The sequence below is a fragment of the Shewanella japonica genome (assembly GCF_002075795.1).
Taxonomy (GTDB): domain Bacteria; phylum Pseudomonadota; class Gammaproteobacteria; order Enterobacterales; family Shewanellaceae; genus Shewanella; species Shewanella japonica.
In genome coordinates, this window is the sequence record NZ_CP020472.1 from 425,706 (window position 1) to 445,675 (window position 19,970).

15 protein-coding genes are annotated in these 19,970 nt (G+C 42.4%); 14 read left to right on the forward strand and 1 reads right to left on the reverse strand.

Features of this window, described 5'->3' with window-relative positions; all coding sequences use genetic code 11:
- Positions 1-24 precede the first annotated feature (24 nt).
- From SJ2017_RS01915 to lpxC, 12 genes are all read left to right on the forward strand, one after another.
- The gene (locus tag SJ2017_RS01915; protein WP_080914710.1) at positions 25-1,761 is read left to right on the forward strand and encodes a peptidoglycan D,D-transpeptidase FtsI family protein; all 1,737 of its coding nucleotides are present in this window, start codon (positions 25-27) and stop codon (positions 1,759-1,761) included.
- Positions 1,758-3,335 (forward strand): UDP-N-acetylmuramoyl-L-alanyl-D-glutamate--2,6-diaminopimelate ligase, encoded by a 1,578-nt coding sequence (gene murE / locus SJ2017_RS01920; RefSeq protein WP_080914711.1) that lies wholly within the window; start codon positions 1,758-1,760, stop codon positions 3,333-3,335. The genes SJ2017_RS01915 and murE overlap by 4 nt, the downstream gene beginning before the upstream one ends.
- Complete coding sequence (locus SJ2017_RS01925; RefSeq protein WP_080914712.1) at positions 3,332-4,705, forward strand: UDP-N-acetylmuramoyl-tripeptide--D-alanyl-D-alanine ligase; 1,374 nt, start codon at positions 3,332-3,334, stop codon at positions 4,703-4,705. The genes murE and SJ2017_RS01925 overlap by 4 nt, the downstream gene beginning before the upstream one ends.
- Positions 4,706-5,788 carry a phospho-N-acetylmuramoyl-pentapeptide-transferase gene (mraY, locus tag SJ2017_RS01930; RefSeq protein WP_055025207.1) on the forward strand — a complete coding sequence of 361 codons (1,083 nt, stop codon included), beginning with the start codon at positions 4,706-4,708 and terminating at the stop codon, positions 5,786-5,788. It abuts the gene before it with no gap.
- A 6-nt stretch (positions 5,789-5,794) separates the two neighbouring features.
- Positions 5,795-7,120: a UDP-N-acetylmuramoyl-L-alanine--D-glutamate ligase gene (murD, locus tag SJ2017_RS01935; RefSeq protein ID WP_080914713.1), complete on the forward strand. Its 1,326-nt coding sequence runs from the start codon at positions 5,795-5,797 to the stop codon at positions 7,118-7,120.
- Complete coding sequence (ftsW, locus tag SJ2017_RS01940) at positions 7,107-8,321, forward strand: cell division protein FtsW (protein ID WP_055025205.1); 1,215 nt, start codon at positions 7,107-7,109, stop codon at positions 8,319-8,321. Before murD ends, ftsW begins: the two co-directional genes overlap by 14 nt.
- A gap of 8 nt (positions 8,322-8,329) precedes the next feature.
- Complete coding sequence (gene murG, locus SJ2017_RS01945) at positions 8,330-9,418, forward strand: undecaprenyldiphospho-muramoylpentapeptide beta-N-acetylglucosaminyltransferase (RefSeq protein ID WP_055025296.1); 1,089 nt, start codon at positions 8,330-8,332, stop codon at positions 9,416-9,418.
- A 1-nt stretch (position 9,419) separates the two neighbouring features.
- The gene (gene murC / locus SJ2017_RS01950; RefSeq protein WP_080914714.1) at positions 9,420-10,883 is read left to right on the forward strand and encodes a UDP-N-acetylmuramate--L-alanine ligase; all 1,464 of its coding nucleotides are present in this window, start codon (positions 9,420-9,422) and stop codon (positions 10,881-10,883) included.
- A 112-nt stretch (positions 10,884-10,995) separates the two neighbouring features.
- Positions 10,996-11,763: a cell division protein FtsQ/DivIB gene (locus SJ2017_RS01955; RefSeq protein WP_144430197.1), complete on the forward strand. Its 768-nt coding sequence runs from the start codon at positions 10,996-10,998 to the stop codon at positions 11,761-11,763.
- Positions 11,764-12,999, forward strand: a complete 1,236-nt coding sequence (ftsA, locus tag SJ2017_RS01960; RefSeq protein WP_055025203.1) for a cell division protein FtsA — start codon at positions 11,764-11,766, stop codon at positions 12,997-12,999.
- A gap of 26 nt (positions 13,000-13,025) precedes the next feature.
- On the forward strand, positions 13,026-14,207 hold the full coding sequence (gene ftsZ, locus SJ2017_RS01965) for a cell division protein FtsZ (protein ID WP_055025202.1): 1,182 nt from the start codon (positions 13,026-13,028) through the stop codon (positions 14,205-14,207).
- Positions 14,208-14,413: 206 nt separating this feature from the next.
- Positions 14,414-15,334 carry a UDP-3-O-acyl-N-acetylglucosamine deacetylase gene (lpxC, locus tag SJ2017_RS01970; RefSeq protein ID WP_055025201.1) on the forward strand — a complete coding sequence of 307 codons (921 nt, stop codon included), beginning with the start codon at positions 14,414-14,416 and terminating at the stop codon, positions 15,332-15,334.
- Positions 15,335-15,338: 4 nt separating this feature from the next.
- Here lpxC and SJ2017_RS01975 read toward each other — a convergent pair whose 3' ends face one another.
- Complete coding sequence (locus tag SJ2017_RS01975; RefSeq protein ID WP_055025294.1) at positions 15,339-15,791, reverse strand: DUF721 domain-containing protein; 453 nt, start codon at positions 15,789-15,791, stop codon at positions 15,339-15,341.
- A gap of 27 nt (positions 15,792-15,818) precedes the next feature.
- Between SJ2017_RS01975 and SJ2017_RS01980 the strand changes: the two genes are divergently transcribed.
- Both SJ2017_RS01980 and secA read left to right on the forward strand, forming a co-directional pair.
- Entirely contained in the window at positions 15,819-16,718 is a 900-nt protein-coding gene (locus SJ2017_RS01980; RefSeq protein WP_055025200.1) for a M23 family metallopeptidase, read from the forward strand.
- A 58-nt stretch (positions 16,719-16,776) separates the two neighbouring features.
- Entirely contained in the window at positions 16,777-19,497 is a 2,721-nt protein-coding gene (gene secA / locus SJ2017_RS01985; protein WP_065110082.1) for a preprotein translocase subunit SecA, read from the forward strand.
- The last annotated feature ends 473 nt before the right edge of the window (positions 19,498-19,970 follow it).

Consider the following 19,970-nt stretch of genomic DNA (forward strand, 5'->3'; position numbering starts at 1 on the left):
AAAAGGAATGATTGAGTCAGTAAAATGAGCAGACAAGCAAAACGTAAGTTAAATCCAGAGTTAATTCCATGGCGATTATTCGTAGTGGTAGGCTTTGTTTTGCTTTTATTTACGGCCTTGATTGCTCGAGCGGCTTACATTCAGATTATTGAACCAGATAAATTGCGTCATGAAAGTGATATGCGAACCCTTCGTACCAGCAGTAACCAAGTGCAACGTGGCTTAATCACTGACCGTAACGGCGAAATGCTTGCGGTGAGTGTGCCTGTGCGTGCAGTGTGGGCAGACCCTAAAGTGTCGCACGACAAAGAAGCATTTAAAGATATACGCCGCTGGCAAGCCCTTGCAGATGTATTGCATTTACCTGTTGAAAGCATTGTAGGCAAAGTGCAGCGAGATCCTAAACGCCGCTTTATCTATTTAAAACGTCAAGTGACTCCTGCAGTTGCTGAATATATTAAGCAGCTAAAAATTGCTGGTATTTATTTAAAATCCGAATCTCGTCGTTACTATCCTGCTGGTGAAACTGCAGCGCAATTAGTTGGTTTGACGAATATTGATGATGTCGGTATTGAAGGTATTGAAAATGCTTACGATAGCTGGCTTACAGGCACGCCTTCTAAGCAAAAAGTACGTAAATCTCGAGATGGTAAAGTCGTCCAACGTCTAGATATTGTTGAAGAGGGTGAAAGCTCAAATGATTTAGTGTTGAGTATTGACCAGCGAATTCAGCAGCTTGCTTACCGTGAGTTAAAACGCACAACAGAAATTAACCAAGCAACGTCAGGTTCAGTGGTGGTGCTTGATGTTCATACTGGTGAAGTGTTAGCGATGGTGAATACACCATCTTACAATCCTAATTCTCGAGAAAACCTACAATCGTATCGAATGCGTAACCGTGCATTAACCGATACGTTTGAGCCTGGTTCAACAGTAAAACCGTTTGTGGTTGCTGCAGCATTAGAGGCTGGCACAATTGAACGTAATGATTTAATTAAAACCTCACCGGGCTGGATGCGAGTGGGTGGTCGTCAGGTACGTGACCCGATTAATTATGGCGACATGACTTTAGATAAAATCTTAGTGAAATCCAGTAACGTAGGTATCAGTAAGGTATCGCTATCGATGCCAGTGCAAGAGTTATTGGGTACATACCAGTCAATGGGGTTAGGTAATTATTCTGGCATTAATCTCGCGGGTGAAAGTGCCGGATTGATTCATGATCGTCGCCGCTGGTCTGATTTTGAAAGAGCAACTCTTTCATACGGTTACGGCTTAACTGCTACACCACTGCAGTTAGCTCGAATGTATGCCGCCCTAGGAAGCGGTGGTGTGCTTTATCCTGTTTCGGTGTTAAAACTCAAGCAAGCCCCTCGTGGTGAGCAGGTTATTTCTGAGCAAACAGCCAAAGATGTCATGGAAATGATACTGGGTGTGACTGAAAAGGGTGGCACTGCGACCCAGGCGCATATTGATGACTATCCAATTGCAGGTAAAACAGGAACCAGTCGTAAATCAATTGCTGGTGGTTATGGTGATGATTATGTGTCGCTATTTGCCGGTGTCGCGCCAGTTCATAACCCTCGCTTAGCGATATCTATCGTGGTTAACGAGCCAAAAGGCGATCGTTACCATGGTGGTGATGTTGCAGGCCCAGCATTTGCAAAAATCATGTCTGGAGCATTACAGATGCTCAACGTAGAGCCATTGAATGAGAAAGAAAAAGTGGAATTAGCTGCCATTGCTAGGAGGGCTGAATAATGCTTCTTAGTGATTTGCTTGCTCCTTGGTTTCATTATGCCGGTCGTGAGATCGTGGCCTCGATGACATTAGATAGTCGTCAAATTAAACCAGGCAGTTTGTTTGTTGCATTACCAGGCCATCAAGTTGATGGCCGTCAATTTATTGATAAATCCATAGACTCTGGTGCGATAGGTGCGCTTATTCATACCGATAATCCGGATGAGCATGGCAAAGTTGAACATCATGATACTGGCGCAGTATTAGTCTACTTTTTTCAGTTAAGTCGTCAGTTATCGGCAGTCGCAGCACAGCTTTACCCGGTTCAAGGGCAAGCAATGTCAATTATTGGCGTAACTGGAACAAATGGTAAAACATCAGTTAGCCAGCTAATTGCACAGCTCGTTACCCTCAAACAGCAAAAAGCTGCGGTGATGGGGACACTAGGCAACGGTGTGTGGGGACAGTTAGTTGATAGCGGTAATACCACGGCTGATGCGATAACGATAATTGAGCAAATTAGTGCTTTTCAGCAGCAAAATGTGTCAGCGTGTGCCATTGAAGTATCTAGTCATGGCCTGGTACAAGGCCGAGTGGAGGCCGTTCCTTTTGATACGGCAGTGTTTACTAATCTTAGCCGTGACCATTTAGATTATCATGGTGACATGGATGCGTACGGCGCAGCCAAAAAGCGTTTATTCACATTTCCATGTGTTAAGCATGGCTTACTCAACTTAGACGATGCCGTTGGCTCGCAATGGTATGCTGAATTCGATTCCCAAACTATGTTTGGCTTTAGTACAAAAGTACCTGTGACTTCACAAGATATTGAAACGCAGCAATTAGCGCGGTTTTATACGGATAATATGCAGTTTAATGATGCAGGTGTTAGTTGCGACTTTTATTACCCTTCAAATGTCAATGATCAGCAATCAGAATTAATTAAAGCCAAGTTAACATCGCCATTGCTTGGTGATTTTAACTTATCAAATCTTGTTGCAGCGATAAGCGCACTTTTCTTACAGCAATCTAGCCCTAATCGTGACTCAATGAATGAGTTATTGGGGCTTGTGCCATTGCTCACCCCAGTAGCGGGTCGTATGGAGCGCTTTAATCAGCAAGATGGCCCAACTTTGGTCGTTGATTACGCTCATACACCAGATGCTATTGAGCAAGCGTTAAAAGCATTAAGAATCCATTGTCATGGTACTTTGTGGTGTGTTTTTGGTTGCGGTGGTGATAGAGATACAGGTAAGCGACCATTAATGGCTCAAGCGGCTGAGCATTACGCAGATAAGGTCATGGTGACAAGTGATAATGCGCGTAGTGAAGACCCTATGACCATTATCAATGATGTTGTCGCTGGTCTAAATAAGCCCGAGCTTGCTTTGACAGAAATTGACAGAATCACAGCCATTAAGAAAGTCGCTACATTTGCGAAAGCAGGTGACATTGTTTTGCTAGCAGGTAAGGGGCATGAGACCTATCAAGAAGTGTCGGGTAAAAGAATTGATTATGATGAGCGTGCGCTAGCTATGCAATTAACGGGCTGTGACACTATGACCAGTGTTAGCGAACAAAAGGGGTGCCTATGATCCCTATTCAATTATCCGACTTAGCACGTGAGTTAAATGCCACGTTAGTCGGCGCTGACATAGAAATTAATGATGTCACAAGCGACAGCCGTAAGATGGCTGAAAGCAGTTTATTTGTTGCATTAAAAGGCCTGCGTTTTGATGGGCATCAATTTGCGTCAACCGCGATTGAAAATGGTGCGCAAGCGTTATTAGTCGAGCATGAACTTGCTGTTAATGTACCTCAATTAATTGTGAGTAACACGCAAAAGGCAATGGGCGCTATCGGTGCGTATGTTCGTCAACAAGTGTCGCCAATTGCGGTAGCATTAACTGGGTCAAATGGTAAAACGACTGTGAAAGAAATGGTTGCGACGATTTTATCGCAGCACCATAACGTGCTTTACACAGCGGGAAATTTTAATAATGAAATTGGTGTGCCGTTAACCTTACTCAGATTAGAGCATCAACATGAATTTGGTGTGTTTGAGTTAGGGGCAAATCATCTGGGTGAAATTAATTATACTTCATCTTTAGTGACGCCTCAGGTGGCGTTAGTCAATAATGTTGGCCGTGCTCATCTTGAAGGTTTTGGCTCGATTGAAGGTGTTGCTAAGGCCAAGTCTGAAATCTTCAATCATTTACAAAAAGATGGCGTAGCAATCATAAATGCTGACGATCAATTCTCACCATTTATGATGGATAAAACTGCCGAATTTACGCAACTTAAGTTTTCGATATCAGCAGAGAATGAAGCTGATATTAAGGCGTTAGATATCGTCGCTGATAACAGCGGATGTTATCAATTTAGCTTAGAGTACCTTGGAAAATCACACCTTGTACATCTTCCATTAGCAGGCTTGCACCAAGTCAGTAATGCTTTAGCTGCTACCGCTATTTGTATTGCGCTTAACATCCCCGTTTCTGACATTGTGACAGGGCTCAGCCAGTTGTCACCAGTGAAAGGGAGAATGGTGCCGCATAACTTAGGCAGAGTATTATTAGTTGATGATAGTTATAACGCTAACCCAACTTCTGTCGATGCCGCAATGAATTGGCTTAAACAAACTCGAGGTTTTCAGTGTTTAGTGCTGGGAGATTTAGGTGAATTAGGTGACAATAGCGCCCTTTTGCATGCGGAAGTTGGTAAACAGGCCAAAAAAGCTGACATCGATGCCTTGTTTTGTTGTGGTCAACTGACTGAATCAACAAGTAAAGCGTTTGGAAGCGAGCATTATGAGGATACTCAATCCTTAGCAAGAGCGTTAATTGAAAAAATAAATCAGTTACCTGGTGAGGTAACCATTTTAGTAAAAGGTTCTCGAAGTGCAGCGATGGAAACTGTAGTCGAAGAGTTGTTAGAAGCCAATAGGCGTGGGGAGTTTGTTTAGATGCTGGCTTATTTAGCTGAGTATTTAACCCAGTTTTACAGTGGGTTTAATGTTTTTTCATATGTGACTTTTAGAGCCATTCTTGGCCTGATGACAGGTCTTATCTTTAGTTTATGGTTTGGTCCGAAACTGATTGAGCGATTGCAGTTGATGCAAATTGGTCAAGTTGTCAGAAATGATGGCCCTGAATCACATTTTAGTAAGCGTGGAACACCTACAATGGGTGGTTTACTGATACTTGCTGGTATTTTTGTCAGTGTTTTATTGTGGGGTGACCTATCGAATCGATACGTCATTGTCATGTTATTTGTACTTGGAACATTTGGCGGTATTGGCTTTCTTGATGACTATCTAAAAGTGGTTAAAAAGGATTCCAAAGGTCTTATTGCACGTTGGAAATATGCTTCGCAATCTATCGCAGCCTTGGTCGTTGCGTTTTATTTGTATAGCTCGGCATCAATTCCTGGTGAAACGCAATTAGTTGTCCCGTTTTTTAAAGATGTAATGCCGCAACTTGGTCTGCTTTATATCGTGTTGGTTTACTTCACGATTGTTGGGGCGAGTAATGCCGTTAACTTAACAGATGGACTTGATGGTTTAGCGATCATGCCAACAGTGATGGTAGCAGGCGCTTTTGCACTGATTGCTTACTTATCTGGCCACGCGCAATTTGCTAATTATTTACATATTCCACATTTACCCGATGCGGGTGAGCTGGTGATTGTATGTACGGCAATTGTTGGAGCTGGTTTAGGTTTTTTATGGTTTAACACATACCCTGCACAAGTTTTTATGGGCGACGTTGGCTCGTTAGCGCTAGGCGCAGGCTTAGGTGCTATTGCGGTATTAGTGCGACAAGAAGTGTTATTGGTGATCATGGGCGGTGTTTTCGTGATGGAAACTGTGTCGGTGATTTTACAAGTTGGTTCATACAAATTGCGCGGACAACGTATATTCAGAATGGCGCCAATTCACCATCATTACGAATTAAAAGGTTGGCCAGAGCCAAGAGTGATCGTTCGCTTTTGGATTATTTCATTGTTCCTAGTCATGCTAGGACTGGCAACCCTTAAGTTAAGGTAGTTAGCAATGCAATCAAGCTATTCACATATTGTTTTGGGACTTGGGGCGACAGGGTTATCTGTGGTTCGTTATTTGATGTCTCAAGGAATTACACCATTGGTGATGGATAGTAGGCGTACACCACCAGGTCAAGATACGTTAGCGCAGGAGTTTCCTGATGTTGAGTTATTAACCGGTGGCTTTGTTTGTCGATACTTAGTGCAAGCTAAGCAAATTATTGTGAGTCCGGGTATTCCTATCGACACGCCTGAAATCCGTGCTGCTATGGATATGGGAATTGAGGTTATAGGTGATGTTGAGCTATTCGCTCAAGCAATAGCAGATAGACCGCCTTGTGTTGTCGCTATTACTGGTTCAAACGGTAAAACAACAGTGACTACCTTAGTGTATGACATGCTCAATGCTGCAGGTAAAAAAGTCGCAGTTGGTGGCAATATTGGTATTCCTGTTTTGGACTTACTGGCTACAGATGCTGAATTCTTTGTACTAGAGCTATCAAGCTTTCAGCTAGAAACAACCCATAGCTTGCAATGCATTGCAGCGACTTGTTTGAATATCAGTGAAGATCATATGGACAGATATCACGATATTCATTCGTATCGCGCCGCTAAGCTGCGCTTATATCAGCAAAGCCGCTTCGTGATGTTTAATCGTGATGATGCGTTAACTTATCCTGATGAGCCAACAAACCAAAATACGTTTGGTTTAAGTGTACCTGAAGGTGACGAATGGGGCTTAGCTGACGGCAAAATCTTGCATGGTGAAAGTGAGATTATGAATTTGCATGAGGTGAGCTTAATTGGTAGCCACAATCAGGCAAACTTACTGGCGGCGATGGCATTGGCTGATGCCTGCGGTATTGATAAGAATATGATGATCGAGATTGCCTCACATTTCAGTGGGCTTGCGCACCGTTGTGAATTAGTCGGGTTGAAACAAGGTGTCACGTACATTAATGACTCAAAAGCCACCAATGTTGGAGCTACGGTTGCAGCCTTAAACGGACTAAGCGATCACTTGGGCGACCTCATTTTAATTGCTGGCGGTGAAGGCAAAGGTGCAGATTTTAAAGAGCTTGAAAAATCACTGACCAATGTTACTCAAGTGATTACCTTTGGCAAAGACGGAAGCAAAATTGCGCAGTTAAAAGCTGACAGTATTGAAGTGAATAATTTGGAAGAGGCCGTCGCGAAAGCTGTTGAGATCACTTTTTCTGGCGATATCGTGCTACTTTCGCCAGCTTGTGCAAGTACTGATATGTACAAGAACTTCATGGATAGAGGTGATCACTTTAAACAATTAGTGGAGCAGATTGAAGATGGCGAGGGGTGAGCAACAACTTAGCTTATTCCAACAAGTCCTAAAAAGGCCTTGGGCAAACATTCTGTCTGAAACTACACCCAGTGATCAGCTTTATGACCGTAGTTTATTTTTGGCTGTTGCAGGGTTAATTACATTTGGCTTTGTGATGGTGATGTCAGCGTCTATGCCTGAAGCGCAGAAACTGACAGAGAACCCGTTTCATTTTATATATCGCCACGTAGCGTATTTAATGGGATGTGGTGTGATCGCTTATGCCGTACTCAATATTGAGCTGAAGTTTTGGGAGCGTTACAGCGCATATTTAGTGTTGTTGGTGTTGCTATTACTGGTAGCGGTATTAGTGGTGGGAACCACTGTAAATGGGGCTACCCGCTGGTTAGCGATTGGGCCTGTGAGAATACAGGTCGCTGAGATAGCCAAGTTTGTTTTTATTATTTACATGGCGGGGTATTTAGTTCGCCGTCATGGTGAGTTAAGAGAAAACAGTAAGGGGTTCTATAAACCTATTTTTGTCTTTTTACTGTTTGCTTTTTTGATTCTTGCTCAACCAGATTTAGGTACTGTCGTCGTACTTTTCGTTTGTACTGTCAGCCTGTTATTTTTGGCAGGAGCACGAATCATGGACTTTTTGGTACTGATATTTCTCGGTATCGCCATGTTTGTTTTTTTAGTGGTGTTTGAGCCTTATCGAATGCGACGGGTGACGTCCTTTTTAGACCCATGGGAAGATCCCTTTGGGAGTGGTTACCAGCTAACTCAGTCACTGATGGCTTATGGTCGTGGTGATATTTTTGGACAAGGTTTGGGTAACAGTATTCAAAAACTGTCGTATTTACCTGAGGCACATACAGATTTTATCTTTGCTGTTATTGGTGAAGAACTTGGTTTTGTTGGTATTGTTTGCGTATTAACTGTGCTGTTTTTTGTATCGTTTAGAGCGATTCGATTGGGTAATTTGTGTTTGAGTATTCAGCGCCCATTCGAGAGTTATTTAGCATATGGCATTGGTATATGGATTTGTTTTCAGACAGTAGTCAATGTGGGGGCCAGTATTGGTATGTTGCCCACTAAAGGTCTGACGCTGCCCTTTATTAGTTATGGCGGTAGTAGTTTATGGGTCATGACGGCAGCGGTAATGTTACTGATACGAATTGATCATGAACGGCGGTTAAGTTTAACGCAAGCGGTGCAAGGGAGAGTAAAAAAGTGAGCCCTAATATGACTGATGCACCTAAATTATTGGTGATGGCTGGCGGCACGGGCGGACATGTATTCCCGGCGTTAGCAGTTGCAAAAGAATTAGCCAAAAAAGGTTGGCAAGTACGCTGGTTAGGTACGGCTGACAGAATGGAAGCAAGGCTGGTTCCTCAACATGGATTCGATATTGAGTTTATTGATATCAAAGGTGTGCGAGGAAATGGAATAGTAAGAAAATTGGCTGCACCATTTAAAATTATACGTTCAATATTACAGGCTAAAGCGTTCATTAATGAATATCAGCCAGACGTGATTTTAGGCATGGGTGGTTTTGCCAGTGGCCCAGGTGGTGTGGCGGCAAAATTGGCAGGCGTGCCTTTAGTATTACATGAGCAAAATGCAATTCCGGGCATGACTAATAAGTTGTTATCTCGCATTGCTAACAAGGTACTTTGTGCATTTCCGAATACCTTTTTGCCGGCAACCAATGCAGAAGTCGTTGGTAATCCAATTAGACAAGAGTTAATAGAGCTCGGTCAAAAAGAGAAAGTATGTGATGACGAAGCCTTAAAGGTGTTAGTTGTTGGTGGCAGTTTAGGCGCAAAAATATTTAACGATGTCATGCCGGATGTGGTTGGGCAATTAAGTCAACAGCATTCAATTACCGTGTGGCATCAAGTAGGTAAAGGAAACCAACCTACTGTCAATAGTCACTATCAGGACAAAGGCCAAGCAGCCAATGTCAATGTGGCAGAATTTATCGATGACATGGAAGCCGCATATCGCTGGGCAGATGTTGTTGTTTGTCGTTCAGGTGCATTAACAGTATCTGAATTAGCCGCTGTAGGACGGGCAAGTATTTTAGTGCCTTATCCCCATGCTGTAGACGATCATCAAACTATCAATGCTTCAGTATTAGTAGAGGCTGGTGCGGCAATTTTATTGCCGCAAACCATAGTAAATGCAGATAATTTAGCTGAGAAGTTAACCCTTTTCGCTGAAAAAAGACATGTTGTATTAGAGATGGCTCAGCAAGCAAGAAGCGTTGCTGTTTTAGATGCCACCCAACGTGTTGCAGGTATTTGTGCTGAATTAGCACGAAAGGATTGAAATGACAAAAACAGAAAAGTACGCCCAATTACGTAGCATGATCCCTGAGATGAGACGGATTAAGAAAATCCACTTTGTCGGAATAGGTGGTGCAGGCATGGGTGGGATAGCTGAAGTATTAGTAAATGAAGGCTATCAGATCAGCGGCTCAGATATTGCTGTTAATAGTGTGACTGAAAGGCTACAAAGTTTAGGGGCAAAAATCATCATTGGCCATCAGGCTGCAAGCGTTACAGATGTTGATGTTGTGGTCGTTTCAACGGCAATTGATAAGCAAAACCCTGAAATCATAGCGGCTAAAGAACGCCGTATTCCGATTGTCCGTCGTGCTGAGATGTTGGCTGAATTAATGCGTTACCGTCATGGCGTTGCGATTGCTGGCACCCATGGTAAAACAACGACGACAAGCTTGATTGCCAGTGTTTACGGTCAAGCTGAACGTGATCCAACATTTGTTATTGGTGGATTGCTCAATAGTGCCGGAACCAATGCACGTTTAGGGACAAGTCGTTATTTGATAGCAGAAGCCGATGAAAGTGATGCAAGCTTTTTGCATTTACAGCCTATGGTCAGTGTTATTACTAACATTGAAGCTGATCATATGGACACTTATGGTGGTGATTTTGAGAAGCTAAAGACGACCTTTGTCGACTTTTTACATAACTTGCCATTTTATGGTGTAGCCGTGATGTGTATTGATGATGAAGTCATTCAAGAAATCATGCCAAGAGTTGGTAGACAAGTCGTTACTTATGGCTTTAGTGATATTGCTGATGTACAAGCATTGGATTTCAAGCAAGTTGGCCATCAGTCGCAATTTAACGTACGCCGAACAGGCCGTGAAGATTTAGCCATAGTGTTAAACCTTCCTGGCGAGCACAATGTGTTGAATGCACTGGCAGCGATTGCAGTCGCTACTGAAGATGATATTGATGACGAAGCTATTGTTGCAGCACTTGCAGAATTTGAAGGGATCGGAAGACGTTTTCAGCATTTAGGTGAGTTTGATACAGCAAACGGTAAGGTGATGTTGGTTGATGATTATGGTCATCACCCAAGTGAGGTACTTGCAACGATCAAGGCGGCTAGAGCTGGTTGGCCTGATAAGCGCTTAGTGATGGCATATCAGCCACATCGATATAGTCGTACCCGTGATTTGTATGAAGATTTCGTTGAAGTATTATCTCAAGTCGATGGCTTACTGTTACTTGATGTATACGCAGCGGGTGAAAGTGCCATCCCTGGAGCAGACGGCAGAGCATTATGTCGCTCAATAAGATTGCGTGGGCAAGTTGATCCAATATTTGTCGCATCGCCTGAGTTACTTGCTGATGTGTTGCCTGACGTTTTACAAGAGGGCGACTTATTGCTGACTCAAGGCGCTGGTAATATTGGTGCACTATCCAAAATGCTTGCATCATCTAATTTAGGTTTTGATGAGTCGAACAAAGAAAGTGTTGATTGATTATTAAACGATAACTGTTTGTAAATAGAAGCTTTAATACAGTCAGCATGCTAGATATAATGGTGAATTGCCAAATGAAAGTGACCAGATACAGTTGGGAGTTACAGTAACCGTGGCGTGGAGTGATAAAGCTCGCCAATTAAAAGGCCATTTGAGTCAAGTCAATTGGTACTTATATACCGGATTACTGTTTTTACTGACAGTGCTGCTGACTATCGTATGGGCTGGCTTAAAGCTGAATGTATTATTGAACGATGCAGATGCATTGCCTATTGATGCTGTAGCGATTAAAGGTGAGCGAATTTATACCACAGATGCAGAGATTCAAGCTGCATTACAAGCATTAATGCAGCGCAGTTTTTTTAGTGCAGATGTGGTTGAAGTGCAGTTAGCGCTAGAAGCATTACCTTGGGTACATCATGCGTCAGTGAGACGTGAATGGCCGGCTAAATTGAAGGTGACATTACAAGAACAACAGGCTGTAGCACACTGGAATGGTGACGATTGGCTTAATGTTCATGGTGATGTGTTTATTGCTCAATCACATGAAAGTATCGCAGCATTACCAATGCTTTCTGGCCCAGAAGATATGTCTTCTGAAGTGTTAACGAGTTATCAGCAATTGGCTGATTTATTGAGTATTAATGGTTTTAAGCTTGCGAGTTTAAGTTTAAGCCCACGGCATGCATGGCATGCGACATTGGATAACGGCATCCTTCTTGAATTAGGTCGAGAAGATAAGATGTCGAGAATACAAAGATTTATAAATGTTTATCCTGAAATAACAAAAAATGACAAGCCAATAGCAACCATTGATTTACGCTATGACACGGGTGTTGCCGTTGGCTGGGACGATACTAACACAGAGAGTCGACACTAAATGACCAAGAATCAGGAAAGAAATCTTATCGTAGGCTTAGACATTGGCACGTCCAAAGTCGCAGTGATCATTGGTGAAGTGCTACCCGATGGTGAGATAAGTGTGGTCGGTTTAGGTAACCATCCTTCACGTGGCATGGATAAAGGTGGTGTGAATGATTTGGACTCTATTGTAAAAAGTGTTCAACGTGCACTTGACCAAGCTGAACTAATGGCTGACTGCCAAGTATCATCAGTCTATTTAAGCATTTCAGGTAAGCACATCGCCTGCCAAAATGAAAATGGCATGGTGTCAATTAATGATGAAGAAGTAACGCAAGAAGATGTGGACAATGTGATTCACACCGCTCGCTCAGTTAAGATCCCAACAGAGAGAAGGATCTTACATGTGTTACCGCAAGAATATTCTATCGATGTGCAAGATGGTATTAAGAGCCCAATTGGCATGTCAGGTATGCGTATGGAAGCAAAAGCCCATATTGTCACTTGTGCAAACGATATGGCAAAGAACATCACCAAGAGTGTTGAGCGTTGTGGCTTAACAGTAGATGACTTAGTTTTTTCAGGTATTGCTTCCGCTGATTCTGTTTTAACTAATGATGAAAAAGATTTGGGTGTATGTATTGTCGATATTGGTGGCGGAACGACTGATATAGCGGTTTATACCAATGGTGCATTACGACATTGCGCAGTGATTTCTGTAGCCGGTAACCAAGTAACGAGCGATATTGCGAAGATTTTTAGAACGCCATTAACTCATGCCGAGCAAATTAAAGTGCAATTTGCTAGTGCACGAAGTTCAATGGTGAGCCGTGAAGACAGTATTGAAGTTCCATCAGTGGGTGGTCGTCCTTCACGCAGTATGTCTCGTCATACGTTGGCAGAAGTCGTAGAACCAAGATACCAAGAATTATTTGAATTGGTATTAAAAGAATTAACTGACAGTGGTTTAGAAGATCAAATTGCTGCAGGGATTGTATTAACGGGCGGAACAGCTTCTATTACAGGTGCTGTTGATATTGCTGAAGCAACTTTCGGCATGCCAGTTAGGGTAGCGTCACCGCTACCAGTGAAAGGCTTAAATGAATATGTTGATCAACCTATTTACTCAACAGGAATAGGTTTGCTTCATTATGGCGCCAGACGCGTTATCGAACGTCAGTTCGAACGTCCTGAGCGTCAAGGGGTTACCAGTCTTTTGAATCGGGTCAAAAGCTGGTTTAAGGGTGAATTTTAATAACGCAGGCAAACGGAGATCAGACAATGTTTGAGATCATGGACACTCATAATGACGAGGCGGTGATTAAGGTCATCGGCGTCGGTGGTGGCGGCGGAAACGCTGTCGAACATATGGTTAAACACAGCATCGAAGGTGTTGAGTTTATTGTAACGAATACGGATGCTCAGGCATTACGCAAATCAGGCGCTGGCTCAACAATTCAATTAGGACGTGATGTCACTAAAGGATTAGGTGCTGGAGCGAACCCTGATGTGGGTCGCCAAGCTGCAGTTGAAGATAAAGAAAACATCCGCGCTGCGATTAAAGGCTCTGACATGGTCTTCATTGCTGCAGGTATGGGCGGTGGTACCGGAACGGGTGCTGCGCCTGTTGTTGCTGAAATTGCTCGCGAAGAAGGTATTTTAACTGTTGCAGTTGTGACAAAACCTTTCCCTTTTGAAGGCAAAAAACGCATGACTTTTGCTGATCAAGGTATTGCTGAGCTAGCAAAACATGTTGATTCACTGATCACTATACCTAATGAAAAGTTATTAAAAGTATTAGGCCGAGGTACTTCATTACTTGACGCTTTCGCTGCGGCAAATAATGTTTTATTAGGCGCAGTGCAAGGTATTGCTGAACTAATTACGCGTCCTGGTCTAATTAACGTGGATTTCGCCGATGTGAAAACCGTGATGTCAGAAATGGGTAATGCCATGATGGGCACAGGTGTTGCAACTGGTGATGATCGTGCAGAAGAAGCTGCGGAAGCTGCAGTTGCAAGTCCTTTACTAGAAGATATTGATCTAGCTGGCGCGCGTGGCGTATTGGTCAACATTACAGCCGGTATGGATATCAGTATTGAAGAGCTTGAGACTGTGGGTAACCACGTAAAAGCATACGCTTCTGATAATGCGACAGTGGTTGTTGGTGCAGTTATTGATCCAGAAATGAGCGAAGAGTTACGTGTAACTGTTGTTGCTACAGGAATCGGCGCTGAGAAAAAGCCTGATATTCAATTAGTGACTAAGCCTGTTGCTCGTCCAGAGCCTGCACCGGTTATTGAGCCTAAAGTTGAACCTGCAGAAGAGCCAGTACCAGCCGCTAGCTATGTAGCGCCTACTGGAAATGCGGTTCCAGCACAGCAACCTGCGGCGCAACCTGCAACGCGTGCTGACGGTGATTACTTAGATATTCCAGCATTTTTACGTAAGCAAGCTGATTAATTGTTGAAAGTAAAAATGAAAATCTAAAAACGCTAAGATGTTGATAAAATGTTACTTGTGTAAGTAGAGGCGTAGAAAAACACAGTAAAGGAGTCTTTTTTGTGAAAAGGCAATTTTATGGTAGTATATCGCCTCAGCTTACTGGGTAAACTCAGTAAAAGCAGTGCAATAATGTTTATTAATAAGTGATTAAAACGGGTAACTGAATGATTTTTCAAAGAACTGTTCAAAAAATGGTGAAGAGTACTGGTGTCGGATTGCATTCCGGCAACAAGGTAACTCTGTGCATTATGCCCGCACCTGTTAACACTGGTATCGTACTAAGACGTACAGATTTAACGCCTGCAGTGGAAATTCCTGCTAAGGCAAATCTTGTTCGTGAAACAACAATGTGTACGGCATTGGTTAATGACGAAGGTGTTCGCATTTCGACTATTGAACATTTATTCGCAGCGCTTGCAGGCCTTGGCATAGATAACGCTGTTATCGAAGTTGATGCTCCTGAAATCCCGATTATGGATGGCAGTGCAAGCCCGTTTGTTTTTTTACTGCAAAGTGCAGGTATTAAAGAACAAGCAGCCGCTAAAAAATACATTAAGATCAATCAAACCATTCGTGTTGAAGATGGAGATAAATGGGCTGAATTAAAACCATTTAAAGGTTTTAGGGTTGATTTCAAAATTGACTTCAATCACCCAGAAATTTCGCGTAGTCAGCAACACATGGTGATGGATTTTTCAACATCTGCGTTTGTTAAAGATATTAGCCGAGCAAGAACGTTTGGCTTTATGCAAGATATTGAATACCTAAGAGCTAACAATTTAGCGTTAGGTGGCAGCATGGAAAATGCTGTAGTGCTTGATGAGTATCGTGTTCTTAACCCTGATGGTCTGCGATATGAAGACGAATTTGTTAAGCATAAGATTCTTGATGCGTTCGGTGATTTATATGTAGCAGGACATGCCATTGTTGGTGAGTTCTGTGCGTATAAAACTGGTCATGCTCTAAACAACCAATTGGTAAGAGCATTACTGGCACAACAAGAAGCTTGGGAGTTAGTCAGCTTTGAAAATGAAGTTGATGTACCACTTAGCTTTATGGTGCCGGGCGCTGTATCTTTAGCGTAAAGAGTTAAGATTGCCTATTACGGCTGGCTAATGCAGCCAGCCGTTTTAGTTTTTCACCAAGAGACCCTTCAACGTGATCAGCCAATGTTTGCAGATGCTCTGCAGCGACAGGGCTGATTTTTGCGTAATTAGTTGGTGCTTTACTTGGTGTTATTGCTAACCCTGGGTTGACTTTAACCTCTATTGCGGTAAGCATTGGAAGCGTCTCTTCCTGAAGTTGTTGCAGTAGTTTGGTCTTTTGGAAATTTATTCTAGCAGCCCATGCAGCCGAAGTAGTTTCAATAACAAGAACACCCTGACGAAGATTAGCGACTTTTAGCTGCTCACTAACAGGACCATTTAAACTCTGCTTTACGTAAGTATTCAGCTGGTTTAATAGCTCTGCTTTTTCAGCTAGTTCCGGTAATGTTCCCGATTGATGTAGTAATCTACTGAGATCTTGAGGGGGCTTTTTCATATGATAATAAGATGGCTGAGTTAGGCTATGAGTGTAACAGTTTTTATTCAAGGTCGAAATGGAGTAACACGTTGGCATCCTAGCAAACGTTGGTTGCTTCTACCTATCCTATTAGTGGCAGCAGGAACTGGTCTTTACCAGCAAAATGCTGATCGCTTTGCTGCACAGCAGACGAAAGTTGATGAAAATCAAAAGTTGCGTGAACAGCAAAAACAACAAGTTCTAGACCTCAAAAAAGCGACTGAAACTCAACTAAGTACATTAGTTGCTCACGTCGCACGCATGCAAGCTAATGTGACTCGTTTAGAGGCATTAGGCCAGCAAGTCGCCGAAAATAATTTACTTGAAGATCAATTTGATTTTACTGCTGACGTTGGTGTTGGTGGGTTAAGTGAAATCGGTGCAGGTGTTGAATTAAACCAACTGCTAGACGATATGTCGCAGCTGGCATCCAGAATTGATAATAATAATGTTCAGTTAGCACTACTTGAAACTGTGTCAACTAATCTCCATATAGATAAAGAACGTTATATATCAGGGCGACCAATTGTCAAAGGTTGGTTATCTTCGCCCTACGGTTTACGAAATGACCCTTTTAATGGTCGTAGAACAATGCATAAAGGCATTGATTTTGCGGGTAAAGAAGGAGGCGATGTTATCGCGACTGCTGCAGGCGTGGTGACATGGTCAGGAAATATGCTTGGTTATGGTGGGCTTGTCGAAATTGATCATGGAAATGGTCTTCGAACCCGCTATGGACACAATAAATCTATGTCAGTAAACGTAGGTGACGTCGTTGCCAAAGGCGATAAAATTGCCAGTATGGGTAGCACAGGCCGTTCAACCGGTCCCCACGTGCATTACGAAGTATTGCGAAACGGACAACAAATCGATCCTAGAAAGTTCGTTTATCGCAAGGCTAGTTAATAACATTTTCGGTTAAGTCGCTCAATTGAGCTCAACCTACAAGAGATAAGTGATTAAGATGTTAGGCAAATTACTGACAAAAGTATTCGGCAGTCGTAACGACCGTACCTTGAAAGGCCTTGGTAAAGTTGTAACTAAAATTAATGCATTAGAAGCTGAATATGAAAAGCTGACTGATGAAGAATTAAAAGCAAAAACGGACGAGTTCCGTCAGCGTATTGAAAATGGCGAAACGTTAGACGCAATTATGGCTGAAGCATTCGCAACAGTGCGTGAAGCCTCTAAACGTGTATTCGAAATGCGTCACTTCGATGTGCAGTTATTAGGTGGTATGGTGCTAGATAGTAACCGTATTGCTGAAATGAGAACAGGTGAAGGTAAAACATTAACCGCTACCTTGCCTGCTTATTTAAATGGTATTACAGGTAAAGGTGTTCACGTTATTACCGTGAATGATTACCTAGCAGCACGTGATGCAGAAAATAACCGACCTTTATTTGAATTCTTAGGCTTAACTGTTGGCATTAACGTGGCAGGTTTAGGTCAAGTCGAGAAAAAAGAAGCGTATAACTCAGATATTACTTACGGTACTAACAACGAGTTTGGTTTTGATTACCTTCGTGACAACATGGCATTTTCGCCTCAAGAACGTGTTCAGCGTCCATTACATTACGCCCTAATTGATGAAGTCGACTCAATCTTAATTGATGAAGCACGTACGCCGTTAATTATTTCTGGCGCAGCTGAAAATAGCTCTGAGTTGTACATAAAAGTTAATACACTTATTCCTAATCTTATCGTTCAAGAAAAAGAAGATACTGAAGATGAAATTGGTGAAGGTGATTTCAGTATTGATGAAAAGGCTAAGCAAGTTCACTTTACAGAACGTGGTCAAGAAAAAGTAGAAACTTTGCTTATCGAGCTGGGTGTATTGGCTGAAGGTGATTCACTTTATTCAGCAGCTAACATCTCGTTGCTGCATCATGTTAACGCAGCGCTTCGTGCACACACTTTGTTCGAGCGTGATGTCGATTACATTGTTAAAGACGGCGAAGTTGTTATTGTTGATGAACATACTGGTCGTACAATGCCAGGACGTCGTTGGTCTGAAGGTTTACACCAAGCTGTAGAAGCTAAAGAAGGTGTTAATATTCAGAATGAAAACCAGACATTAGCATCTATCACATTCCAAAATTACTTCCGTCAATACGAGAAGTTAGCCGGTATGACAGGTACAGCTGATACTGAAGCATTTGAATTCCAACATATCTACGGGCTAGATACGGTTGTCGTTCCGACGAACAAGCCAATGATTCGTAATGATATGGCCGACTTGGTGTACTTAACAGCTGCTGAAAAGTACAACGCAATTATTGATGATATTAAAGGTTGTCGTGAGCGTGGTCAGCCAGTGCTAGTTGGTACAGTATCAATTGAGCAATCTGAATTATTAGCAACACTATTAAAGCAAGCTAAGATCCCGCACTCAGTATTGAATGCGAAGTTTCATGAAAAAGAAGCACAGATTGTTGCAGATGCGGGTAGTTCAGGCACGGTAACTATTGCTACTAATATGGCAGGTCGTGGTACCGATATCGTCTTAGGTGGTAACTGGAAGGTTCAAGTTGATGCATTAAAGAACCCAACAGATGATCAAATTGCTAAAATTAAAGCTGAATGGCAAGTTCGTCATGATGCAGTAATCGCAGCTGGCGGTTTACACATCTTAGGTACAGAACGTCACGAATCTCGTCGTATTGATAACCAATTACGTGGTCGTGCTGGTCGTCAAGGTGATGCAGGTTCTTCACGCTTCTACTTATCAATGGAAGATAGCTTAATGCGTATCTTTGCATCAGATAAAGTAACGGGCATGATGAAAAAACTAGGTATGGAAGAAGGCGAAGCCATCGAACATCCTTGGGTATCACGTGCTATTGAAAATGCACAACGCAAAGTAGAAGCACGTAACTTCGATATTCGTAAGCAATTACTTGAATATGACGATGTTGCTAATGACCAACGTCAAGTCGTTTACTCACAACGTAATGAGTTAATGGATGCAGAAAGTATCGAAGATACGATTTCAAATATCGAACAAGATGTCGTAAGCAGTGTGATTGATCAATATATTCCACAACAATCTGTTGAAGAGCTTTGGGATGTTCCAGGCTTAGAGCAACGATTAGAACAAGAATATGGTTTAAAACTGACAATCCAACACTGGTTAGATACTGAAGATGATCTTCATGAAGAAACTTTACGTGAGCGTATCGTCAACAGTTGGAGCGATGCATACAAAGCCAAAGAAGAAATGGTTGGCTCACAAGTGCTTCGTCAATTTGAAAAAGCGGTAATGCTGCAAACTCTTGATGGTTTGTGGAAAGAGCATTTAGCGGCAATGGATCATTTACGTCAAGGTATCCACTTACGTGGTTATGCTCAAAAGAACCCTAAGCAAGAATATAAACGTGAATCGTTTGAATTGTTCCAGCAAATGCTTGAGTCACTCAAACAAGATGTGATTAGTGTTCTTTCAAAAGTTCAGGTACAAGCACAGTCTGATGTTGATGAAATGGAACAGCGTCGCCGTGAAGAAGAAGCTAAGATCCAACGTGATTATCAACACGCTGCTTCAGAAGCGTTAACTGACAACAGTGAAGCAGAAGCGGCGATGCCAAGAACGGTAATCCGTGATGGTGAGAAAGTTGGTCGCAATGATCCTTGCCCTTGTGGTTCAGGTAAGAAGTACAAACAATGTCACGGTAAATTAAGCTAAAAACGCTTTCTTTATATAGAACCAAAAAGCAGCTATTGATAGCTGCTTTTTTTATATCCTGATTTTAGGCTGAAAAAACGCCATTCTTCTTATGTTTGTGGATAACTATGGGGGTAAATAGTGTGTAGCTTGTGGCTAATGAAAAACATGCAAAAAAATCATATTTTTTTGCAAAAAGCCCTTGCACGGTTTCATAATCTCCCTATAATGCGCATCCACTGACACGGCAAACCACGCAATAGCATGGTGTACACGCCAAATCAGTTCACTGAAAAGTGACGCTGAAAAGAGTTTTTAAATTAGTTTAAAAATCACTTGACGCGATACGGGAATTGCGTAAAATACGCATCCCTAGCCACTCGGGCTTACCGAGATGCGCTAACGCTCTTTAACAATTTATCAAGTAATCTGTGTGGACACTCACAGGTGTTGAGTTAATCGAAATTGCTGACTTCTTTCTTGTAAAGAGTGCA